This is a genomic window from Hyalangium minutum, from assembly GCF_000737315.1.
GTDB lineage: Bacteria > Myxococcota > Myxococcia > Myxococcales > Myxococcaceae > Hyalangium > Hyalangium minutum.
This window is the reverse complement of the sequence record NZ_JMCB01000003.1, coordinates 492258-514576: the sequence shown is the minus strand read 5'-3', so window position 1 is coordinate 514576 and position 22319 is coordinate 492258. Positions and strand designations below refer to the sequence as shown.

Sequence of the window (22319 nt, the reverse complement as noted above, 5' to 3'; positions counted from 1 at the left end):
TTAGAGCCGCGGGCTGGTCAGGCGGAGGAGAACGGGGTGGTGCGTCAAGGCCTCCTTCGAGGAGAAGAGGTGCACCTCCGCATAGTCCCCGGTGAACAACTCGATGAGTCGGCCCAGGTCATTCATGGGATAGGGGTAGCCCGGATTCGACCGGGTGACGACGGTGCTGACCAGCAGGTTCCGGTCCCCCCCAGGCCGCTTCCACCCCAGGTGCTCCAAGGGAACCACGATCACGTTAGGGATCTCCTTCTCCATCGCCAGCTGGCTTATCAGCAGGCACTGCGCGAAGAAGGGCGAAGTCACGTGAAACTGCTCTTGGGGGCGTTGCTTCGCGAAGGCGAGCAGTTCCTCCACTTCGGTGCGGCTGGTGAACAGCCGCTCCTGGATGAAAGGGAACCGGTCATGGGGCACGCGCAGCGTCACGCGGTGCTCGGTGCCCGGCGACGCCGAAACCGTGGACTGTTGGATGTCCACGATACGGACACGTTCTCCCAGGAGCGCCGTGTCCAGATGCCCCTTCGCCATGATGTTCATCCGCTCGATGCTTCGCGCCGTGATGCCCTTGAGCAGTTCCTTGAGGTGGCGCACGGAGTTCCGTTCGGAAGGAAGCACCTCCACGATGACGTGGCGTTTCTGCACCTGATGAAGACTGAGCGGCACGAACCGCGTGAGCTCGATCTCCCCTTGCACCCGAGCCTGGGTACTCGCTTCCGGTCCTTCCTCGGGAGCCGCGCAGGGATGGGGCTCCAGTCGGCTCACCCGCTGGATCCCCTTGAACTTAAAGATGCGGTCACTTCCGGCGCAGCCGTGCACGGCCGGCAGGCGCACGATCTCCACCTGCTCCACCTGGGCTGGGAAGATGGAGGGTCCCGCCTCGAGAAGCAGCCGCAGCGTGTTCTGGTAGAGTTCCGACTGCCGGGCCTGGAGGCTCTCCGCGCGTGGGCCGCTGGCGGAGGCCTGACCTACCAGCGTGACGCGCTTGCCCAGCGCCAGGCAGCGGTGGATGGCCAGCAGCGGGAACGTCTCTGCGCCGATGATGATGACGTCAGAGAAACGCCCCAAGGACTCCACCAATGTGCTCAGCCGGATACCGGTGAGTTGCTCGCGGGGAACGCACCAGACGCGCTTGCCTTGGATGCCATCCACGAGCGCGCGCAGGCGCTCCGCCACCGGCAGAGTGTCGGCATGGAATGCCTCGGACAACGACAGGTCCGACAGATCCGCGAACTCCTGGGCGGGCTGGAGCCCTTCAATGGCATCCACCACCAGGATGCGTCCGGTGCCGCTGGAGCGCATCCAATCGAGCACCTTCTGCGCCGCAGTGCGCAGCGCCGAGCGACCGGGAGCGTCGATCAGCACCAGTTGGGCCTCGGGGGAGAGCTGCTCGATGGACGCCAACTCCGTGCACGCCGGGAGCCGATCGCGGCGGGCTCCGGACCGCAGGCTCATCGGAGGCTCGTCATGGCGCTGCACAAGGTCCAGGTACCTCAATTGATCACGGGGGCTCACCCGCCACTCGGGCACCGCCCTCAAGGCGACGAGCGTGCCAGTGGCGAGCGGACGCATCGAAGAGTGGATTTCGGAGAGCGTCATCTGGTCCCGGCCCCTGCGCTTGTGCATGCGGACGAGCCCGGCCGCCCGACCCTCGCACAACAACTCGAAGACTTCGTCCCGGTGCGCGAAGTCGAGCACCTGCAGGCGCGGCGGGAGTTCCACCTTCAAGGTGCTTGGCTTGTGCTCCAGTACCTTCAACCCTCCAAGCACGAGCCCCGTGGCCTCGCCCCCCTCCCGGCCTGTCAGCGCCTCAATGATCTGGGAGATGGCCGCCCGTTCTTCCTCCTCGTCGAGCAGATCGGCCCGGAGCCGGTTGAACTGATCCAAGCGCTCGAACGCGACGAAGCGGTTGTACTGATCGCACTTGTCGATCAGCGGGCACGCACGGCCCGGAGGAGGCGTGTAGCACTCCCAGCCGCGTTCCATCTGGCAGTGGAAAGTGCACGCGGGCGCGGCTTGTTGCTCCTCTCCGCGCAGTGCCTTGTCGCTGAACTCGCACTGGTTGCACTCGTCCGGGTTGGGAGCAGGCAGCCACGCGCCGTTGGTGAGTGCGAGCAGGCGGTGCCGTTTGAGCAGGCGTCCCCCGATGAGCTCGGGTTGTGCTTGCAGCGTCCGCACCCGCTGCGCCTCGTCCACCTGCGGGTGGAGCTGCACGAGCAGCCCCTTCCATTCCGAGCAGACCTCAGGAAGCCCGTACTCGACCATCGCCCAAGCGAGGTAGGCTTCGATCTGCCCGCGCTGCTTGTCGGCGTCGTCGTAATCCGAGCCGGGCCTGATGTACTTCAGCTCCGCGACATGCTTGCGCCCGAGGAGATCCGGGGCCACGACGATGCCATTGTTCAGCACATCGCTCTCGGGAGCCCATTGATCGGACGCCAGAAACCGGCGCAGCGCTTCCGAGCGGGTGATGACCTCTTGGACGTCCAGGCCCGGGCGCAGCGCGGCCTTCATGTCCTCGGGCGATTTCAGCCCGAGGAAGACGAGCGAGCCCACGGTCTCACTGCCCAGTGCGTGGGCAAAAATCTCCTCTGGGGTATCTGCCCGCCGGTTCTCCTGCTGGGCCAGACGGGAGAAGACCTCGTGAGCCACCATGCCTCCGACGCTGCCCATGTGGAGCGTGTCCGGGGGTTTGGTGCCAACACCCTTGGTGACCGAGAGATAGCTCTTGCGGGCGCAGCGCGACTCGTAGTCCACCTGGATGCGGCCGAAGGTCTGGAACGGCCTCAGCAAGAGGATAGCCTGAACGTTGAGGAAGAGTTCGCCGTCACTGCTGTGCCGGGGCTCGGCCTGGACGAGCGCGATCTCTCCCGGGGACAAGAGCCGCCGCAGTGGTACCTCGTCGAACATCGCGAGCAGGGAGGCCGACGTCTTCGTGTACTTCAAGTCCAGCCCGGTTTCCCCGGGAGCCTTATGCACGGCGATGAACGCATTGACCGTGTTGGAGAGGCTCCTCACCCGGAGCTGCCAGCGCCCACCCTGCTGGGACACCCACACGGGGGTATCGTTGATCTGGACGAGCACATTGCACAGGGAGGGCAGATCCTGCCGGCTCGAACGGTGCAACTCCTCGAGCGAGCGGCGCAGTGTTCCAGTCATTCCGTGCGCTCCGTGAGCAGCTTCTGGAGAAACGTGCGATCGATGAAGCGCTCCTCCTCGAACAGAGCCCCTGTCAGGCACTCCGGGCAGCCGGCCACGCACAAAGGTTCCATCTCCTGCAGGCGGGCGGGGAGCTCGGCCAACCCGTCCTGTCTCCGGAGGAACTGCTGCCGCAGCGCCTCGGCGCGGGGATCGAGCGCGGGGGCGCAGTGGATTCTCTCCACGAAGGCGCAGTGGGGAGGAGGAGCGGAGAGTTGCTCCTGGAGCAGGCGCCATTCCTCATGGGCGTAGAGGTAGAAGGCCGCGAGAGCTGGGGTTTCGAGCAGGTGCCGCAACCGGTGACGGGCGCGGGCCGGGCTGGCGAGATGGGCCGTCCACTCTTCGGGGAGTTGGTTGCGGTGGGCCATCGTGGAGAGGATGTCTGGAGACAGCCTCGAGGAGAGTGCCGTGGCTACTGCCGCGTCCATCCCCGCAGCTGGGCAGTCCAAGGCGCGCTCCACTCCCTGCCAGAGACGCTCCGGGCTCCACCGGCTGAACTCCTCGGCGATGCGCCGGGCGTTGCCGCTCCCACCGTCGATGTCGTCGTACAGCATCACGTGGATGTCCGCGCCTCGGACGTCGACGAACCTACGCAGGGCCCTGGGCGAGACGTTGATATGGCTGCCCAGCGCGCGTGCCAGGGCCACCGCGAGACTGTCTGCGAGCGTGAAGCGGGCGCCATGGGCGTCCGTCCACGTCGCGGCCTCCTGGAGCACCTGGGCCAGGGGCGCCGAGGTTTGCACGATAAGCCGTGCCATCTCCTGCTGTCCGGGAAGAGGCTGGGTGAAGGCCTCGCGCAGTTCCGCGTCCGTTGGTGGGCGCTCGGAGAAGGCACCCACCCGGCCCCGGCGCTTGGCCTCCGCCCAACGCAACAGATCGATCATTCCTGGCAACAGGTACATGTTCGGCAGGAGTCCCCGCCGGACGACGAGCACCTCGAGCGCTTCGGAGGAGACGCGTCTCCAGAAGGCTCGGGCGCGCTGGGCCGCGCTCCAGCCGCGCAGGCGTTCCTCGCGGCAGCGCATGACGAACTCCACGCACTGGCTGCGTACCTCCATGGCCGCCACTAGCGGCTTCGAAACCGTCTCGTCCTGAAAGCGCACAACGATTGTCCGGACCTCATCGTCCTTCGGGTAGCAGTGGACCAGGTTGGCGTAGTACGCCACGACGAGCCGGAACGACTCATGAAAGGAGATGGACGTCAGCAGCCCGGTTCCAGACGAGACCACGAGCCGCCGATTCTGGCTCCGCCGGGGAATGACGACCGTGCGTGGGGTGACGTTCGGATCCCGGGATAGCAGGGTGTACGTGCCGGTGGCGCCCTGGGGCTTGGTGGGGACGATCGTCTTCGTTGTCTCGTCGAGTTGGAACGAGCGGGACATCTGCCTGCCGAGCGGCCGGATCTCCAGGCCCGCGGGGAACACGACCACGCTGTCCTCTCCCGCAGCCGAGAGAATCTGGCGCTGGGTGCCCTCTTCGAGGTTCGCCTCCTTGAGGAGATCGATCAGAGTGATGGGATTGCCCGGCTTGTAGAGTTCGTGGATCTGGGCGCGCGTGGCCGCCCAGGTGACATTGCCCGTAGTCACGAGGTTGGCGGAGGGCTGCCAGGGAGCCATCCACAGTTGCCCGTCGTAGCGGGCCTTGAAGCCGCCGGGGAGGAATGCCCGCAGCGCGAACTCTGTGGGCTCCTGGGCAACCCAGCGCAGCGGCCGCCCCTGGGGCCGCTCCAGCATGTCTACATACCGTCCCACTGGCGTCGAGAGCGTCGTGGCCGGAATGTGCATATCCGGGTTCTTGAGCAGGGCGTCGGGGACGTACTGGCAGAAGTCCACCACGTTGCGCATGCGCTTATCGCCACCCTCGAAGAAGCGTTCGGCCGCATCCAACCACTGTCGCGTGCGTTCGACGTCCGTGCGGGACCGGAGCCGGTCCTTCCAGACGCCGATCTTCCGGGCGGCGGTGGGTTTGAACAGATCGCTGGGCCGCACCGAATCTCCGCCCAGGAACTCCTTGCCGGAGGGATCGAGCGGCGCATGCCAGACTTCCGCCACGTACGCATGGAGCGCGGTAAGGATGTCGTGGATCGCCTTGCTCCGCATGTCGAGGCAGCCGCTGACCCAGTCGCGCACCTCTGTTTGACGGAGGGCTTTCAACAGCGGTTCGAATTCATACGTGGTGTAGACCTGTTGGTAGCCTTGCTGGGAAGCGCACCAGTCCAGGACCGCCGAGAAGACGTGCTGCATCCGCACGCTCGGGTTCTCCTCGTCGACGTAGTTGCTGAAGTCGGCCGAGTCCACGAACTTCAAGTGGTTCTGGAAGGTGTAGGTGTCATCCGCGTTCGGTCCCAACACCATCATCGTGATGGGGTAGTCGCGCAGCCCACGTCCGCCGCGCCCCTTTCGCTGCACGAAGGAGGCCACGCTCGGAGGAGCATGATGCTGCCACGTCGCGATGATCTCGGGGTGATCGAAGCCAACCTCGAGCGCCGAGGTGGTGATGAGTAGCCGCCATTGATCCTTGTCGATGTCCTCCCACCGCCGCTGAGCGTCTCCCCAGCCCCGGCGGCCCGAGCGGTGTGTCTGGATGGGGATGGGACGCAGCCCCTCCTCGCCAGAGTGGGCCATGGCGAACCAGCACTCGCCCTGCTCGTAGCGCTGGCAGCGCTCGAGGAGGTGGTGGGGAGGTTGATGGCAGTCGCGCAAGGACTGGCGGATGCAACCCACCCCGAGTTGTGGCAATGCGAACGAGGAGGGTGCCGCCAGGCCCCGGGAAATCTCCGCCCCCGAGGCCTGGATTGCGTTGGTCAGATCCGCCAAGCCCGCGCCGGGGCGTCCCACGGGCAGCCGGTAGGCGTAGAGCGGGGGTTTCTGGTGGCCCGCCGGCGGTGCGCCCTTGCGCGCGATCGCTCCCTGACCGAAGTCCTGCCACTCGGCGTCATCGAGTTGGCTGCCGAGACGCTGGGCGCTGTCCACTGAGTCGACGAAGCCGAGCGTCCTCCTCTTGGCCCCTACCCGGCCCGGTGCTTTCATCGTGTGCTGGAGCGCAAAGGCGGCCTGGAGCATCGTCGCCCGCTCGGAGACGAAGTGGCTCGGGGATGGGGGCTGGGAAGGGACGGGGAAGTCGTCCTGCGTATCATCGTCCGGGGCTTCGTCCGCGAGGACTGCGGGAGGAAGCCGCTCCTCGACGAGTCGGTTCCCCGGCGAGCGCAGGAAAAAGAAGTACTCCAGCCCCTGCGTCTTCTTCTCGTCGCTGCCCGGTTGGATGAGCTGGATCTTGTCCAAGGGCACGCCAAACATGCGCGCGGCTAGCTGCTCGGGGCTTCCGGCCGTGGCCGAAGCCCCGATGAAGAGAGGCGGCACTGTGATGGCGTGGCGCATATGGGAGATGCGCTGGCGGCAGCGGCGGAGGATGTTCGCCACGTGCGCGCCGTGCTGTCCCTCGTAGATGTGCATCTCGTCGAGGACCACGAAGCGCGGCGGCAGCTTGCGTGATTTGAAGATCGAAGCCTCGCCGTGATGGTCCATCAGCCGACGGTGCAGCGTGTCCACGGTGGTGATCAACAGATCCGCGTCGCGCGATTCGCGGTACACCTGAAAGACGAGCATGTCCGCGACGTGCTGGTGCTCCAGCTTGCGATCGCAGAAGAAGCTTTCGACCCTGTCCGTGTCCCGGAACTTCGGCCGGATGAAGGCCTTGTTCTTGTCATTCTCCGTCCAGGCCACGCCGGCGACCTTTTCCTCCTTGAGACAGGCCGGGCAGCGGATGCGGAAGGTATCGTTGATGCGGCCGTGCGCGAGGGCTAGGCGCAGGGGCCCGCCCAACGCCTCCTTGCCGAACTTCTCGAGGAGAACGGCGTTGAGGTGGTACAGGTACCCCAGGAGCCGCTCGGCTTGGTTGTCGCAGAGATCGACGCGGGGATAGAGCAGCAGGGCGTCGATGCCCGAGGTGTCCTGGTCGCCCTCCTCCCGCACGTTGTGCTGCTTCAGCAGCCGGGCATAGGCGCTGTAGAAGAGGATGGGCAGGAGGAAGGCCTCGGTCTTTCCAAAGCCCGTGCCCGCGGCGATCACGGCGGCCTTGGGCTCCGCGTTCTGCTTAAGGAAGGCCTCCGTGACGAGTTGCTCGAAAGCGCGCATCTGGAAGTCCGCGAACTGAGGGGAGGGGAGGGCGCGCTGCAGGAACGCCCCGAATGCCTCCTTGAGCTCCTCCAACTTCTGGAGTGGCGGGAGCGCCTCGAGATGGTCGGCGGTCTGCTCGTACTCCAGCTCAGACAGGGCATCCAGCAACTCGTCGAGTGTGCGGGCGCGGACAGGACGTTCCCGCTTGCGGACCTCGACCTTCATCATCTCGACGAGCCGAGGGCGGAAGCCGCTCTGCTCCTTGAGGGCAGTTCGCTGGCGGAGGTTACGCAGGTAGTGAGCCACTTCCAGCGCCCGGCTGCGCGCCCGCTGGCGGTCGCTGGCGAAGATGAGGTCTCCTTCCTTCACCATCCGGCGCAGGATCATCTGGAAGAGTTCTTCCTGAAGGAGGCGGGCATTACTCACTCCGGCGGTGAGGCCGATCTCCGGCGCAATGGTGCGGATCGCGTCCAGAAAGGGCTCCCAGAGGCTCTTGACGGAGCCGAAGACTTCGCTCGCTCCCGCGTTGAGCCGCTGGCGGCACTCCTCGTCGAGCACGTACAGCAGATCGGCGCACAGCCCGTCGTAATGCTGTTTCTCGATGAGAACCTCGAGCATCCGTCCTGCCCGCTCACGAATGGCGGTGTATTCGTTGAGGGGACGCATCAGCTTTGGGGAGGCTCGAAGTTGAAGTGGACGATGTGAGGTTGGGTGTCCAGGAACTCCGCGAGCACGCGCAGGTCTTCGGGGGTGGGCATGAAGGTGAGGGTTCGCCGCTCACGCGGAGCCGCAGGCCGGGTTTCTGGAGGCGCTTGGGGAAGCTCGGGGACAGGCGCAATCGGCGATTGCGACGCCTGAGAGCCAGTCTCGGGCGGTGGCGCGGCCGCGATGCCCTGGGGCACAAAGGGCGGCGCGGCCATAGTCGCCGGGTTGGGCGGCGGAGTGGGCGCGGTGCCTGCCACGGGCATGACGGGCGGAGAGGAGGGAAGCTGCTTCGGGAGTCCGGAGGCCGGAGCGGCCACGACGGGGGGCGCCGACGTTTCAGGCCGGTGCGTGTCGTCGCGAGGAGCAGGGGACGCCTGAGGGGGAAGAGCCGAGGGTTGCGTGGACATCCCCCCGCCCGCCGAGGGCTGAGGCGCGGCGCTGCTTGGGGGAGCCGGCTGAGGGCTCGTCGCAGGCCTGGGCGCAGGAGCCTTTCGTGGAGCCACCATCCAGCGGGAGCGCTCCTGCAGTTGGCTGGCGAGCGTGTCCAGGGCCGTGCGGATGGTGATCAGCTCTTTCTCCCGCGCATCGGGCGGAATGCTGGGGTGCTTCTTCTCATCGCCGAGCTGGGAATGGAGCTCGTCGAGTTGTTGGTGGATGGACCTCAGCGCTTCTTGGATCCGGTGATGGGCCTCTCCATCGAGCGCAGCAGCCTGCTTCTCAAGGTTCTCTAGCGTGGTTCGGCGGGCCTGGATGTGCTGGCGCAGAAGAGCGGCATCCTGGAGGTTGGTCTGGAGCTTCTCCTGGACCGCGCGCGCCTTGGCCCGGTAGGTCTCGAAGCTGCGCTGGATCTCCTCCAGTTCGGCGAGCAGGGGAGGCTGCCTGGCCAGAATCTGCTTGGCCTTCTTCGAGAGCTCCGAGCGCATATTGGAGAGCGAGGGGTCGGGCGCTCGTCGCTCCAGTTCGTTGTAGTCGCTCTGAAGTTGTGTCACCAACTGGTCCCGGCGCTCTTGAGTCTCCTCGACGGCTCGTTTTCCCTTCTCCACGAGGGCGAGCGTCTCCTCACAGATCAACTCGATGCTGGAAATGTTCTGCGCGGAGGTGAGCTGCGAATCGAGCTCCTCGCGTTCGTGCTCAAGGGTGACAGCCTTGCCCTGCGCGCTCAGGTCCCGCAGTTCCTGGAGTAGGGGATCGAGACGGGTGAAGGCGATCCGGACGCGCTGGGTGAGCGAGTTCTGTGGCGGCTTCTCCCGGAGGGTGGAGCCCTGCGGCTCAAGAAAGTCGGAATACGCCGTGGCGAGCGCGGCGGCGATGGACGGCCAGTTCCGGGGATCGAAGGTGTAGAGCCTCGACATCTCCTCGCTCAAGTTCCCGGCCGCGTGCGACGCCCGATCGAGCAGGTTCTTGAGGAGCATGTCTTTCTCGAACGCCCAACACAGTTCCTTCCTGGTTTTGCGCTCCACCACCTGCAGGTTTTCGAGCACCTTGATGGCGGTCTCTGAGACGTCATCCCCCGAGGTGGCGAGGTCCACGAAGGTGTGACTCTCCACCATCAACCGTGGCAGGTGCTGCCCGTCGAAGGCTTGACTGTCCAAGGCGGGGTACTTGCCCAGCAGGCTGTTGAAGCGCGTCCGGATCTGGCGCTGCAGGTAGGTGGAGAGATCCTTGGACTGCCGCGAAGGATCCACCTTCTTGAAGGCGAGCTCTGTGGCCTGCTCGGCCTTGATGTCGATGGTGCAGAGCGCTGCGGCCTCGTCCTTGGTGAGCCGCCCCTTTTTGAGTTGGAGGATCCGCCAATCGGGCCGAGGCGAGGACAGGACGGCCGCGTGGAGCTGGCTGTCCTGTCCCGCCTCGGAGTGCAGCACGAGCACGCATTGGGTCGCCCGTGAAAGCGGGGTACTCTCGGTGGCGTTCAACTGGGCGATGAGGTCGGTCTTCAGGTCGTTGCTGATCTCGCTGGCCAGCGTGCAGTAGGCAGTGACCCGCATCTCCTTCAGCCCAGGCGGCACGAGATCGGACGGCAAGTTGAAGGCGATCTTCGCGTAGCCCCCGAGCTTCTGAGGGACCTCCGGGGCCGCGACGCCGGTGAGCGCGGGCGGCAGTCCTGCCAGCAACTCCAGAGCGAACTCCGGATCGCGATCCTCGAACCGCCGCTGGTAGTCGCGGACAGTGGAGATGAGAAACCGGTTTGGCAGCACGTGGGCCGCCCGGTACAGGTCCTCGTTAGCCACATAGACTACCTCGTCCTGCTCGGTCCTCTCCGGATTGACGAACGGTTTGACCGCAGGGGACGAGATCTTCTCGTGGAGCGGATGCGAGGGGCCGATCCGGGCATCTTGCAGGCAGAGCGCCACGAGCAGATCCGAGGGGACTGTCGCCACGTCCTGCTCCAGAGGCTTTTTTCGGTTCAGCGTGGAGAGAAGCAGGGGGCCATCCACCCGGTGCGCACCCGTCTGCTTCAGTTCCTCGAGGATGTCACCAACCGTCAGCCCGGTGCGGCAGAAGCCGGGATAGTGGCCGTCGATGTTCGTGTAACCCTGAGCGCGCAGAATGGATTCGAACAGGGGCCACGCGTCCTCTTGCTTGAAGTCGGGCCAGAGCGTGATGTGCGGGTAGTAGCGCATCTCCACGTCCTGGGCCTTCCACTCGATGCTGCGCTCGCGGAAATCGTTGCGCCAGCCGACGATCGCCGCGAGAGTCGGCTGCTTGTCCTCCATGTCGTTGACGAGGATGCGCAGACGTTGCAGCAGCGCGTTCGAAGACGCCTTCTGGCGAAGGCTCTCGTTGCCGTGCAGTTGCTCCAGCGCCTGGGTGACGTCCAGCATGAGGACGGCGACCCGCTTCTGGCTCTCCCAGAGTTGCTCGCAGAGCTGGAAGAGGCTCAGGTTGGTGGTGTCCGAGGGATGCGGGACTCCCGCAGCCCGGGCAATTTCCTCAAGTGCGAGGCGCAGCGCGTCCTGAGGACGGGAGCTGTCCTGCACGGTCACCAGCACGGGATACAAGCCCGGCCTTTGCGCGAGGGTCTCCTTCGCGTCCTCCAGGAAGAGGGAGAGGCCTCCTCGCGGAGGGGCTTCCACGGAGATGTGGACCTGCGAGCCCATCGAGGTCGCCGCTGGCGAGGTGATCCGGTTGCCCTGGGCATCCACCCGCCGCGCGATCTGGGCGAGTACCCGCTCCAACTCCTTTTCGCGTCCGATCGAGCGCATCTAGACTTCCTCCACGGTGACGACCAGCCGGTCGAACGGCTGCTTCGACAGGATGCGGTTAACGATCTGCGAGGATGGATCCTCGGGCGCGGCAGCGGCCTTGCCCTGGGCCCGGGCTCTCAGTGCGTCGATCCGATTCTGCAGGGAGCGCCGCTCGCGCATGATGACATTGCGCTGGTTGTTGCCCACCGGTGTTTCGAGGTTCTTCCGGAATGTCTCAAAGAGGTTGTCGGCGTCCAGGTATTCCTCTTCGGTGAATGCCCGGTTCTGCCACTCTGGCGCCAGCCCTTCCCTGAGCCGCTTCAGCTCCGCGAGCTCCCCGGTGAAGTAGTTGATGTACGTCTGCTTGTCGGTCACGATCGCCTGCTCTTCGTCGGCGATGCGTCCGGACAGTTGCTCTAGGTCCAGCAGGAGTTCATCGAGTTGTTCGCTGCGTTCGGAGAGGCTCGCGTCCGGCGTCTTTCGCTTCCGGATGTCCTCGAGGCTCCGTTGCAAGGGCTCGGCGCGGCTCGATTCGTACTGCTCGATTTGGGCGATCCGCTTCGTGAATACCTGCAGTTGCGACTTGTACTTCTGGTCCTTCTCCTTGAGCGCCTTGGTGAGGTCAACGAAGAGCAGTTCCGATTGCTCACGCCGGGCCAACCCTGCGGTTTTGAGCTTCTCCACGATCCATTCGACATTGATCCGCAGCCGGTCGCCGCCGCCAACGAAGATCTCCGCGCTGCGGACCTCCTCGATCAGCGCGTCCATAGAGCACCGCTGCCGAGCCTTCAGCACGTCGCGGACTACGCTGAAGATGGGGAAGCCAGCGCTCTTGTTGCGGAAGTAGAGGCCCCCGCGCTTCTCCAGGTAGCCCCCCAGCAGGTTCTCGAGGCTGGTGCCCGTCAGCCTCTCCTGCGTGGCCTCGCTGATCTGTTTGAGGGTGAGCCCGTTCTCCGCCGAGGCATTGTCCCAGCAGGAGTTGTCCAGGAGCTTCCGCTCAGACTCGGAGGGGAGGTAACGCACATCCCGAAGCTGGGGGAGTGCCTCGTTCATCTCCGCGACAGTACCTTCGATGATGGGGGCAATCTCCTCCGGAGGGAGCTTGCCCTCGGAGTATTGCTGGCCGGCGCCAATAAGGTGGGCGAAGAAAATGGCCGCCGCCACGCCGGGCGGATGCGCCTGTTCAACCGCCGAGGGGGAAACGAGCTTCTCGGAAGGGTTCAGCGTCCGGATCCGGGAGGCCTTCTCGTGCAGATCTGCTGGAAGCTGCCGGGCCGCCTCCCCGTGGAGCCAGTCATCCCAGAACAGATCCTCGTTGGCGTACAGCATGTAGGCGAACAACCATTCCCGGTCAGCCAGCCCCCGGGCAATGCGCTCGATCATCGCCGACGGGGGCGCGACACCGCACAGGCCCGTGACGAGCACCGGGACGTCAATAGTGGTGTCCGGAATCTGAACCTGCATGATGAAGCCCCGGATGGGCGTCTGGTGATGGGCGTGGGCTTCGGATGGGAACTCCCCCAGACGGACGAGCCTCGGCGCGACTTGGGTGTAGCCCTTGTGCCGCAGCACGTTGGCCAGCCCGCTGGCGATGAGGTTCTGCTCCTCGCGCGGCTTGAGAAGCAGTTTGATCTGGATCTGCTTGAGATCAAGCCCGCCCGTAGAGCCGAAGGCACCGCACAGATCCGAGCGGAAGGCGTGTGTCAGCCCGTAGGTGGTGTCGTCAAACTCGTCCGTCTTCGTCTCGAAGAGCGGGATGCCACCTACCTCGCGAGTGATCTTCTGCAACTCTCCGATGGAAACGTTGCCGAGATCCGCTGCCAGCTGCATGGGGGATATCAGTTCCGACTCACCGAGCAAAGTGGGGATCCGGCGCTCCAAGAAGAGGCGGACCTTCTGCCCAAAGCTTCCCCACTCCTGGGGCAGTAGATCGAGGATGCGTCGGAAGCGGGCTTCCATGAACAGGCTGGTGCCGGCCGCCACACCGGCTTCACTGCGGAAGACCTCGAGCACGCGGCGCCCGGTGAACCGATGCTCGCCATGGCGATGGCAGGCTTCCCAGATCTGGGATGCGTACTGCAGCATCCGCCGGGGGTTACCACCCGCTGCGGCGCAGAGCGTCTTGGCGATGCCGGGAGGGATGAGCTGCTCGGCCAGCAGCGAGTCATGGGTGCGCGCGGCCAAACGCGTACGGAAGAAATCATAGGCCTGAGCCAGCTGGAGCGACGGCAGGTGGATCTGCCGGGCGGATCGTGCCCAGTCCCCCAGGTTATTCGCCACCTGCCGCGCCCGATCCAGGGTGGCCAGGCTGTGGCACTGCATGGTGTGGAGGACACTGTGCGTAGACGAGAAAGCCTGCTCGAGCTCGCGCAGGAACTCCTGGAAGTCGATGCCCGAGGTCTGCGCGGCCTCATCGAAGAGCAGGGCGGTGTGGAGACGCTGGGTGTGCGAGGCCATGCTGGCCAGGGCCCTGGCCGCGATCTTCCGGGCGTGGGGATCGTCATCCGCCATGTCGCCCAGTTCCGCCATGGACCGGTGGAGCCCTTCGGCCTCCTCATGCGTGCCGGACTGGCGTTTCAGGTCGAACAGAGCGGCCTCGAGGATGTCGCGGGGAGCGAGCCGGGCCGCGATGATCCGGACGGTGAGCACCTTCGGGTGGTGGCGCGTCAGGTGGTCCGCGGTGCGGTACATGACCTGGCTCTTGCCGTGACCCCACTCGCCAAAGACGAGCGCGTTCACGCCTCCGGTGGGATCGAAGGAGTCTTCGGAGACCGCACGGCTCAAGTCCTCCAGGTAGCCGCGGACCAGCTGTTCCGTCTCGGTGGGGCTGAACTCGCTCGCCGCCTGCTGCAGCGAGGCCATGTAGTTGAAGGGAGAGTTGAAGAAGCTCATCGCGAAAGCTCGTTCTCGTCCGGAGAGAGTGCCGAGAGGTAATCGTGTTCGTTGATGGGCGTGTTCTTGATGAGGATGGGTTCGAGCTTCTCGCGCAGCGCCTGCAGGGCCGCGAAGGACTTCATCTCGCGCAGCACGCGCCCCACCAAGCTGGGCTCGACGAGCGAGTGCTCCGTGAGCCACAGGAAGTCCGCGCGCTCCAGGCGCAGTTGGGAGTCCCCCATCTCCCGCTTCATGAGAGGGCCTCCCGAGGGCCGCAGATCCCTTTGCCAATCCGGTGAGAGCAGGTACCGGCGCGCCTCGCGGAAGTACATGTTGAGTTGCGTGACGATATCCTGGATGGGCACGCCGTAATCGAGCCGCATGTCCGAAGCCTGGAGGTAGGCGTCGACGAAGTTGTACGCGATGACTGCGGGCGCGGGCCTGAACAGCTCGAATCCCTGGCCCTTGCGGACGATTTGCAGGTGTTCGAGTTCCCAAGCGATGTAGTCGATGGTGACGCTGTTCACCTTTCGCGAGAAGAAGAAGTGGCCGGCCCAACGGTCCAGGGCGGACTTCTCGCTGCCCGGGGGCGCAAAGGCGCGCAGCAGGGGAAACGTCTCCGGGTAGAGCAACAGGTGGTTGTGGGCGAAGCGGTGGAGCGCGTGGGCGTCGCTCGGGGCTTGGAGGATCTCCAAGCCGGAGAACATCGCTTTGTTCAGCATCTCCCCTCTTTCGGAGAGCCGCCAACCATCCGCGAGCTGGATGAAGATCTGGTGCTTGTCGGTGAAGGTGTCGCGCAGTTCAGCGGGCTTGGCGGGCACACCGGCCACGTGCTCGTCGCCGTGAATGACCTCCTGCACGAGATCGTCCACGGTGTTGCGCGGGAGACTCTGGCCAGGGCGGTAGTCGCTGCCCAGGCGCCTACGCATGCGCGTGAGGAGGATCTTGCTGGCATCAGGCTGGGTGGGTTGGTGGGAAAGGTGTTGCCTGAGGCGGCCCACGGACCGCATGCAGGCGTCGACGAGTTGCATCGCGAAGTCGTTCATCTTCGTCCTTGTCCTTGCCGCGCAGGGGCTGCCTCCTCCCCACGCTTGGGAAGCTGGGCCAGGGGCAGGGGGGTGGAACGTCCTTGGAGCAGGTCTCTCCACTGCTGACGCACCGCCTCGGTGTGGGCGCGGATGTCTTCGCTCCCATCCTCCGCGAACAGGTTTGTGACATCGTGCGTCAAGAGGGCGAGCCTTTGGAGATCCAGGAGCGGTGCGTCTTCGAGCCCCCCGGGCAGGTTGCAGGATTGGCACGCCGCCAGTGTCATCAGTTGGAGGAGCCGCCAACGGTGGATACGCAGCGCGGGGGGCGGACGCAGGAACTGATGAATGGTCTGGGCCCACTCCGGACTGGGCAGCGCGGCCTGCCCGAAGGCGGTGGACAGGGACGTGGTGCTCAGGGCGCGCTTCCGGGCCGCCAACAACTGCTGCTCGGTGCATTGCGGGGGCAGGACAGGGCGTTCAGGGCCGGAGGTGAGCGCGGGGAGGGTGGGCTGGAGCGCGGTGAGCAGCGGGTCCGCTGCGTACACCTTGAGGTCCTTCACCGCCACGAGCTTGCGCTGCTCCACGGGCGTCAGGATGTAGCCCGTTTGCAGGACTTCGGGCGCGTAGCGCTGCGGCCACGCGAGCAGTTCCGAGAGGGCCCGTGCGTCCAGCAGTTGTCCCATTTCGGCACTGACCTCCTCGGGCGTGCGAGACTGCTCGCACGCTCTCAGGGCGGCGACGAGCGCGGGCTCCTGCAGCATGGAGACCTCGACCTGCTCGACGGGCATGCCCGGGAAGGCAAGGATGCGGCGGAAGGTGTCCTTCACCCGCAGCCGCACGGCCACCTGTTGGAAGAAGGCCCGGGGAGAGCGCGCGTCCTGCCCGGCTGGCAGAGAAAAGGCACCCTCAAGGCGTTGAACTTCCCCCCCCAGCGCCGCGATGCATTGCCGCGCGAAGTCCCCCATTGCCTCCGAGCGCACGAAGGCGGCGGGCAGCCGGATCTGGAGTGGGAATCTGCCACTGCGGTCGAAGACCAAGTAGCGCGTGTGGGTCTTCTCGCCGTTCTGGGGTGTCCAGGTATCCCGGTAGCGGCGCAGCGTCAGGTGCGCTTCACCGTTCTGAATCTGCGCGAACCACACAGGTCCACCCGAGGGGCCGAGTTGCGCCAGCAGGGGATGAAGGCCTTCTTCGCGAAAGCGAGCGAGGTCCAAACGGGTCGCAAGCACAGTGAGGCTGTGGCAAAGCCAGGGCAGTTCGTTCTGCCAGATGAAGTACCGGGAGGGCTCGGGAGAACCGGGCTTCTGCCATTCGAGGCTGTAGTACGGATACCCTGCCGTGCTGGCGTTGGACCGTAAGACCAACGCCAACCAACCAGTGCGTGACTTGACGATGACGTTCATCAGGCGCGGCGGCGCGGCGGCTTCTGAAGAGGCGTGGGCCCGCGTCTCAGCCCCCGCAGGCAAGCATGACTGATTGAGGCCCGACATTATCGAGGCACCGTCGCGGGTGCAATCAACCTGTTGAGCACTTCTGCTTGGAATGGGCAGGGCGGGCCCGCCCACCTTGAGGCGGCTTCGGCATCCCAGGAGCGCCTCCGCGGAATCCCCTGGGGTGTCAAGCTGGCCGAGGCATATGCTCGGCCCGTCGAGGGCCGCCTCATACTAAGATGTGTGGGGGTACTACCTGAGACGCGAGTTCGCGCCGCGAGTCAAGTCCCGCGTTCCGGCCCCGGGGCTCGCCAAGCCCCGGAGAAGCACCGTAAGGACCGCGACGCGCAGTTTACAGGAGTTGCAGAGGACGGGCACTGCGCTTCGTAAGCCTGGGAAGCGAGCGGCGGAGCACTCCAGATACAACCTGTTAAGTTGCCTAAAACGCCCAGGGTGCTATCTACCTGCACAGTAGGATCGTCACGTAGGATGGCGACCGCGCCTGTGAAACAGCGAACGCGTGTGCTATCGGGTGCCCGCCTAACGGCGGGTAGCCGTGGTTCGTGTGGATCCGACGAGCGCGGTTGGGAGATGGCATGTCCGGCACGGAACGCACGGCGGTGGTGCTCCTCAGTGGTGGTCTCGACTCAGCCACGGCACTCGCCATGGCCCAGTCCGAGGGGTTCATGCCCTATGCTCTCAGCTTTCGCTACGGCCAGCGGCACGAGGTGGAACTTGAGGCGGCAAAGCGCGTGGCCGCTAGCCTGGGTGCCGTCCGGCATGAGATCACTCAGATCGATCTGAGCATGTTCGGGAGCTCAGCCCTGACGGCGGACATCGCTGTGCCCAAGGATCGGCCCGCGTCCGAGATATCCCAAGGGATTCCGGTCACCTATGTGCCGGCGCGCAACACCATCTTCCTGTCCTTCGCGCTGGCCTGGGCCGAGGTGCTCGGCGCGAGCGATGTCTTCATCGGAGTCAACGCGCTCGATTACTCGGGCTACCCGGACTGCCGCCCGGAGTACATCGAGGCCTATGAGCGACTGGCGAACTTGGCTACCAAGGCCGGAGTAGAAGGGCACCAGCGGCTCCGGATTCATACCCCCCTTATTTCGCTGAGCAAGGCCGAGATCATCCGCGCTGGACTCACGCTGGGGGTGAACTATGGGATCACCTTGAGTTGTTACGATCCGTCGCCCCTGGGCGAGGCCTGTGGCCACTGCGATTCCTGCCAGCTTCGGCTCAAGGGATTCCGCGAAGCCGGTGCGAAAGATCCAGCACGGTACCGGGCGGAGTAGGGGATGGCGTACGCAGTCAAGGAGATCTTCTATACTCTTCAGGGAGAGGGCGGTCAGGCAGGCCGGGCCGCTGTTTTCCTGCGGTTTGCCGGCTGCAACCTCTGGAGCGGCCGCGAGGCGGACCGGCCTCACGGAGCCGGTGGCTGCTCGCGGTGGTGCGATACCGATTTTGTCGGCACCAATGGCGCAGGAGGTGGCAGTTTCCGGAATGCTGAAGAACTGGCTGCGGCGGTAGAGGCCACTTGGCGCGGGCGGCACGGCAAGAGGCTCGTGGTCTGCACCGGAGGCGAGCCGCTCCTGCAACTCGATGTGAGCCTCCTCGAGGAACTCCACCGCCGGTCGTTCGAGATAGCGATCGAGACCAATGGGACGCTCCTGCCACCGCCGGGCATTGACTGGATCTGCGTCAGCCCTAAGGCGAACACTCAGCTTGCCCTGCGCGCGGGCCAGGAACTCAAGCTGGTCTATCCCCAGGCGGGCATGCCTCCCGAGAACTTCGAGTCCCTGGAGTTCTCCCACTTCTTCCTGCAGCCGCTCGATGGTCCCGACCGTGAGCGACACACCCAGTCCTGTGTCGAGTACTGCCTCGCGCATCCGCGCTGGAGGCTGTCCTTGCAGACCCACAAACTCCTCGGTATCCCCTAAGGTGGCGCATGGAGATCTTTAAGGCGTTCACCTTCGAGGCTGCACACCGGCTCCCCTTCACTCCCGAGGGACACAAGTGCCGACGGTTGCACGGCCACTCCTTCTCGGTAGAGATCCATATCCGGGGAGCGGTGGATCCCCAGGTGGGTTGGATCCGGGACTTCGCGGATCTCAAGGCGGCGTTCCAGCCCTTGCATGAGACGCTCGATCACCACTACCTCAACGAGGTCCCCGGGCTGGAAAACCCCACCAGCGAGAATCTGGCGCGCTGGATCTGGCAACGGCTCAAGCCAAGCCTCCCGGAACTGAGCAGCGTCGTGGTGCGGGAGACCTGCACGAGTGGGTGCATCTATGCTGGGGAGGATGAGGGGCGCGGCTAGACGCTGCTCCCTCGCTGCTCCATGCAGGTTCACGTGGTTGCCAGTTGCACGTACAAGAAGTTCCTGGAAGTGCCTTCAGAACTCCGCTTGTCCCGAGTTCCGGCAGGGGAGATTTCCACCCGCGCTGCGGCTTGGTGTCAGCGGCTCGCGACCTCGAAGACGCGGGAGGTTGCCGCCTTGGACCTGTACGGCGGGCAGCACTGGTCGGTGATCCGCTCGCTCCCCGCGGATGGGCGTGAGGCCGGGCTTGAGGTCCAACTATGGGTGGCCTCTGCGGGCTACGGCCTGTGGAACTGCAACTGGTCCGCTCATGCTTATTCGGCGACCTTCACGGGCAAGTCGGAGGACGCGGTGGCTCCCGCTGGAAAGAGCGGCCAAGCCGAGCGTCAGGCTTGGTGGGAGGCGCTGTCCCAGGGAGAACACCGGCCCAAGAAGACGCCGCGCTCGCTCGCTGAGTTGGTCGAGAACAACCGGAACGCCGTCCTCATGATTGTGGCTCCTTCCACCTATGTTGACGCAATGGAGCCCGATCTGGTCCGCGCCAGCCAACTTGGACACTCCCAGCAGAAGCTCTTCGTCATCTCGAGTGACTCACCTTTGCAGACCGGGCCGCTTGGTGCCCATTGGATCAAATGCCCGGGGGCGCTGGTCTTCGCGCTGGGCGGTGGGGTGGCCTCGCTCTACGCCCGTGTCGCACGCCATGTGCTGCTCGAAGCCCGCAGGACGGGCTTGGAACTCTCAGCCGTGCGAGAACGAGTCGCCGAACTCTCCCGCAAGACGGGGGGCTGGCCTGAGAATCTCCGGAGTCCCGTCACTGATGGCGAGGTGCTGCAGTTTATCCGGAACGAACTTGAAGAAAACCCCCGGCAGTCGCGCAGCGGCTTGCTCCAGAGGTTCCGAAACTCGGGGCAGAAGTGCCAGATGGAGCGCTTCAATCGCCTCTACGACACGCAACGGAAAGCTCCATGAAGTTCTTCTTCCCTGACAGCCAAGACCTAGTCGACCCAAGCTTCGACTTCGAGACCGAACGGCGGGACGATCTCCGGGTCAGGCAACGTGACGATCTGTACGCCCACGAAGTCTTCCGCTCGCGCGCCTATGACGGCTTGCTGGTCTCCAAGGGCATCGTCGATGGCTACGGCCAGGTGGGCAGCCGCTACACCATTGGCCAGAAGCACCGGCTCTTGCGCAACGGAGTGAAGGAGTTCCTGCGCATCGAGGAGGTGCCTTATCCCCTTGAGGTCATGGGGGACTGTGGCGCCTTCACCTACGTCAAGGAGAAGGTCCCCCCGTACACCGCTGACGAAGTCATCAACTTCTACTCCGACTGCCGCTTCGACTATGGGGTGTCGGTGGATCATGTGATCCTGGCCTACCAGCCCGACTGGGACGCCAAGGGTGAACAGCCCCCAGAGGAGGTCAAGGAGCGGCAGGCCATCACCCTGAGCCTCGCGGAGCAGTTCTGGACCCGATGCAAGGCACGGAAGGAGGGCTTTACCCCCATTGGTGTCGCTCAGGGGTGGAGCCCGAAGTCCTACGCTCACGCGGTCAAGGAACTCCAGGCGATCGGTTATTCCTATATCGCGCTTGGAGGCATGGTTCCGCTCAAGACGGCGGAGGTCCTCGCGTCGCTCGAGAAGATCGCAGAGGTCCGGAAGCCGAAGACCCGCCTTCATCTTCTGGGGGTGACCCGGCTCGACCACATGAACGCATTTGCGGACCTGGGCGTGGCAAGCATCGACGGCACGTCTCCGCTGAGACAGGCCTTCAAGGATGCCTCGGACAACTATTACACCTTGAGCCGGACTTACAGCGCGATCCGTATTCCCCAGGTCGAGGGGAACGCGAAGCTCCAAAAGAAAATCTCCTCCGGTGTCATCCGGCAGGAGACGGCCCGCAAGCTGGAGAAAGCCGCGCTCGCGGCCATGGCAGCTTTCGACAAGGGGAAGTTGGACATCAATGCATCGATCGCAGCCCTGACCGACTATGAGGAACTGTGCGCCGAGAGCTCGCCCCAGGAAAAGAAAGCGGGTGCGGCCAAGAAACGGACCAGCAGGGCAGAGGTGTACCGCGAGGTCCTATCCGACCAACCCTGGAAGAAGTGCGGGTGCGAAGTCTGCCGCTCCATCGGGCACCACGTCATTCTCTTCCGTGGGGCCGAGCGCAACCGGCGGCGCGGCTTTCATAACGTCTGGGTCTTCTACCGAAAGCTTCGGAGCGAACTGGGTCTGGGTTTGGAAGATGCCGCCTAGCGGGATGCGGCTTTCTGTGGGCATTGGAGGGTGTTGTCATGGCGAAAAAGCGTGAGCTTCGGCTTCCCGCGCTTCAGGTGAAACAAGGGCCGAAACGGATGCTGTACGTCTTCTCCGTCGACGGGAAGTTGGTCCACCGCTTCGCGACCATTTCCCGTGTGAGAAGGGACGAAGAAGGGGCGCTTCGCGGCTATCAGCGGCCCGAGGTTTTCTCGCACATCGACGAGATACGGCGATTCATCGAAGGCCCCAACCCGATGATCCCCAACGCCGTGGTGCTGGCCTTCAACTCAAGCGTCCATTTCGAGCCCGCAGACACGGAGTTCCACCCCGAGGGGTACTCCCGGACTGGAACCCTGCGCGTTCCTTTCGAAGAGGAGATGCTTGACGAGGACAAGCCCGCGTTCGTCGTGGATGGGCAGCAGCGGCTGGCCGCTGTTCGCGACTCGAACGTCGACTCGTTTCCGCTGAGCGTTGTGGCCTTCATCACGGACGACGTGGCCGAGCAGACCGACCAGTTCATCCTGGTCAACTCCACCAAGCCGCTCGCGAAGGGGCTTGTCTACGAGTTGCTCCCCAACACGGAGTCGCGGCTTCCGTCGAATCTACTCAAGAAGCGGTTCCCGTCCCAACTCCTCACCATCCTCAACGCTAAGAGGCACTCGCCCTTCCGTGGGCTCATCCAGACACCGACAAACCCGAGCGGCATTATCAAGGACAACTCCATCTTGAAGATGCTGGAGACCAGCCTAAACGAGGGCGTGTTGTACCGGTTCCGCTCGGAGGATGGGGCAGGGGGGGCCATTGATGCCATGGTCACCGTCCTCTGCGCTTACTGGGGCGCCGTGAGTGATGTTTTCCCCGATGATTGGCGGATCTCACCGAAGAAGTCGCGCCTCATGCATGGCGCCGGAATCCAGAGCATGGGCCTGCTCATGGATGCCATCGCGGATCGGCATCGGAACAGGATCCACCTCAAGCGAGACATGTTCGCTCTGGACCTGATGCCGCTGAAGCGTATCTGCCGGTGGACCAGTGGGTTCTGGGACTTCGGGGCAGGGCGGAAGGTCGAGTGGAACCAGATTGAGAACACGCATTCGGATATCCGGCAGCTCTCACAGTATCTGCTCGACCAGTACAACGAGCTCGTCCGGGACGCGAACCCGCCGTCGGATCGGCGGGCACGCGGGGGGTAGCGTGCAGCGCGGAAATTTCCGGTCG

General features: G+C 64.8%; 12 protein-coding genes. 6 read left to right on the top strand and 6 right to left on the bottom strand.

Annotation, left to right across the window (positions count from 1 at the left end; translation table 11 throughout):
- The 6 genes from DB31_RS08620 to DB31_RS08595 all read right to left on the bottom strand — a co-directional run bounded on the left by DB31_RS08620 (position 1) and on the right by DB31_RS08595 (position 16235).
- Positions 1 to 3150, bottom strand: a complete 3150-nt coding sequence (locus tag DB31_RS08620; protein ID WP_044185100.1) for a hypothetical protein — start codon at positions 3148 to 3150, stop codon at positions 1 to 3.
- Positions 3147 to 7922, bottom strand: coding sequence for a DEAD/DEAH box helicase (locus DB31_RS08615; RefSeq protein WP_044185098.1), 4776 nt, complete (start codon positions 7920 to 7922; stop codon positions 3147 to 3149). The genes DB31_RS08620 and DB31_RS08615 overlap by 4 nt, the downstream gene beginning before the upstream one ends.
- 47 nt (positions 7923 to 7969) lie before the next feature.
- Positions 7970 to 11212, bottom strand: a complete 3243-nt coding sequence (locus tag DB31_RS44630; protein WP_052419814.1) for a hypothetical protein — start codon at positions 11210 to 11212, stop codon at positions 7970 to 7972.
- Positions 11213 to 14086: a macro domain-containing protein gene (locus DB31_RS08605; protein ID WP_044185096.1), complete on the bottom strand. Its 2874-nt coding sequence runs from the start codon at positions 14084 to 14086 to the stop codon at positions 11213 to 11215.
- Positions 14083 to 14997: a hypothetical protein gene (locus DB31_RS08600; RefSeq protein WP_157231884.1), complete on the bottom strand. Its 915-nt coding sequence runs from the start codon at positions 14995 to 14997 to the stop codon at positions 14083 to 14085. The genes DB31_RS08605 and DB31_RS08600 overlap by 4 nt, the downstream gene beginning before the upstream one ends.
- Before the next feature lie 113 nt (positions 14998 to 15110).
- Complete coding sequence (locus DB31_RS08595; protein WP_157231883.1) at positions 15111 to 16235, bottom strand: hypothetical protein; 1125 nt, start codon at positions 16233 to 16235, stop codon at positions 15111 to 15113.
- A gap of 884 nt (positions 16236 to 17119) precedes the next feature.
- On the opposite strand from DB31_RS08595, the gene queC reads away from it, so the two are divergent.
- From queC to dbpB, 6 genes are all read left to right on the top strand, one after another.
- The gene (gene queC / locus DB31_RS08590) at positions 17120 to 17821 is read left to right on the top strand and encodes a 7-cyano-7-deazaguanine synthase QueC (RefSeq protein ID WP_044185091.1); all 702 of its coding nucleotides are present in this window, start codon (positions 17120 to 17122) and stop codon (positions 17819 to 17821) included.
- 3 nt (positions 17822 to 17824) lie between these two features.
- Positions 17825 to 18466, top strand: coding sequence for a 7-carboxy-7-deazaguanine synthase (gene queE, locus DB31_RS08585; protein WP_044185087.1), 642 nt, complete (start codon positions 17825 to 17827; stop codon positions 18464 to 18466).
- Between the two features lie 8 nt (positions 18467 to 18474).
- Positions 18475 to 18846 carry a 6-carboxytetrahydropterin synthase QueD gene (gene queD / locus DB31_RS08580; RefSeq protein WP_044185083.1) on the top strand — a complete coding sequence of 124 codons (372 nt, stop codon included), beginning with the start codon at positions 18475 to 18477 and terminating at the stop codon, positions 18844 to 18846.
- Positions 18847 to 19023: 177 nt separating this feature from the next.
- The gene (locus tag DB31_RS08575) at positions 19024 to 19815 is read left to right on the top strand and encodes a hypothetical protein (protein WP_157231882.1); all 792 of its coding nucleotides are present in this window, start codon (positions 19024 to 19026) and stop codon (positions 19813 to 19815) included.
- On the top strand, positions 19812 to 21098 hold the full coding sequence (gene dpdA, locus DB31_RS08570; RefSeq protein WP_044185076.1) for a tRNA-guanine transglycosylase DpdA: 1287 nt from the start codon (positions 19812 to 19814) through the stop codon (positions 21096 to 21098). Before DB31_RS08575 ends, dpdA begins: the two co-directional genes overlap by 4 nt.
- A 38-nt stretch (positions 21099 to 21136) precedes the next feature.
- Entirely contained in the window at positions 21137 to 22294 is a 1158-nt protein-coding gene (gene dbpB / locus DB31_RS08565; RefSeq protein ID WP_044185073.1) for a DGQHR domain-containing protein DpdB, read from the top strand.
- The last annotated feature ends 25 nt before the right edge of the window (positions 22295 to 22319 follow it).

Coding starts and splice junctions, on each gene's coding strand:
- dbpB (WP_044185073.1), top strand. CDS start 21,137: ATGGCGAAAAAGCGTGAGCTTCGGCTTCCCGCGCTTCAGGTGAAACAA.
- queE (WP_044185087.1), top strand. CDS start 17,825: ATGGCGTACGCAGTCAAGGAGATCTTCTATACTCTTCAGGGAGAGGGC.
- queC (WP_044185091.1), top strand. CDS start 17,120: ATGTCCGGCACGGAACGCACGGCGGTGGTGCTCCTCAGTGGTGGTCTC.
- DB31_RS08605 (WP_044185096.1), bottom strand. CDS start 14,086: ATGAGCTTCTTCAACTCTCCCTTCAACTACATGGCCTCGCTGCAGCAG.
- dpdA (WP_044185076.1), top strand. CDS start 19,812: ATGAAGTTCTTCTTCCCTGACAGCCAAGACCTAGTCGACCCAAGCTTC.
- DB31_RS44630 (WP_052419814.1), bottom strand. CDS start 11,212: ATGCGCTCGATCGGACGCGAAAAGGAGTTGGAGCGGGTACTCGCCCAG.
- queD (WP_044185083.1), top strand. CDS start 18,475: ATGGAGATCTTTAAGGCGTTCACCTTCGAGGCTGCACACCGGCTCCCC.
- DB31_RS08615 (WP_044185098.1), bottom strand. CDS start 7,922: ATGCTCGAGGTTCTCATCGAGAAACAGCATTACGACGGGCTGTGCGCC.
- DB31_RS08600 (WP_157231884.1), bottom strand. CDS start 14,997: ATGCGTAGGCGCCTGGGCAGCGACTACCGCCCTGGCCAGAGTCTCCCG.
- DB31_RS08620 (WP_044185100.1), bottom strand. CDS start 3,150: ATGACTGGAACACTGCGCCGCTCGCTCGAGGAGTTGCACCGTTCGAGC.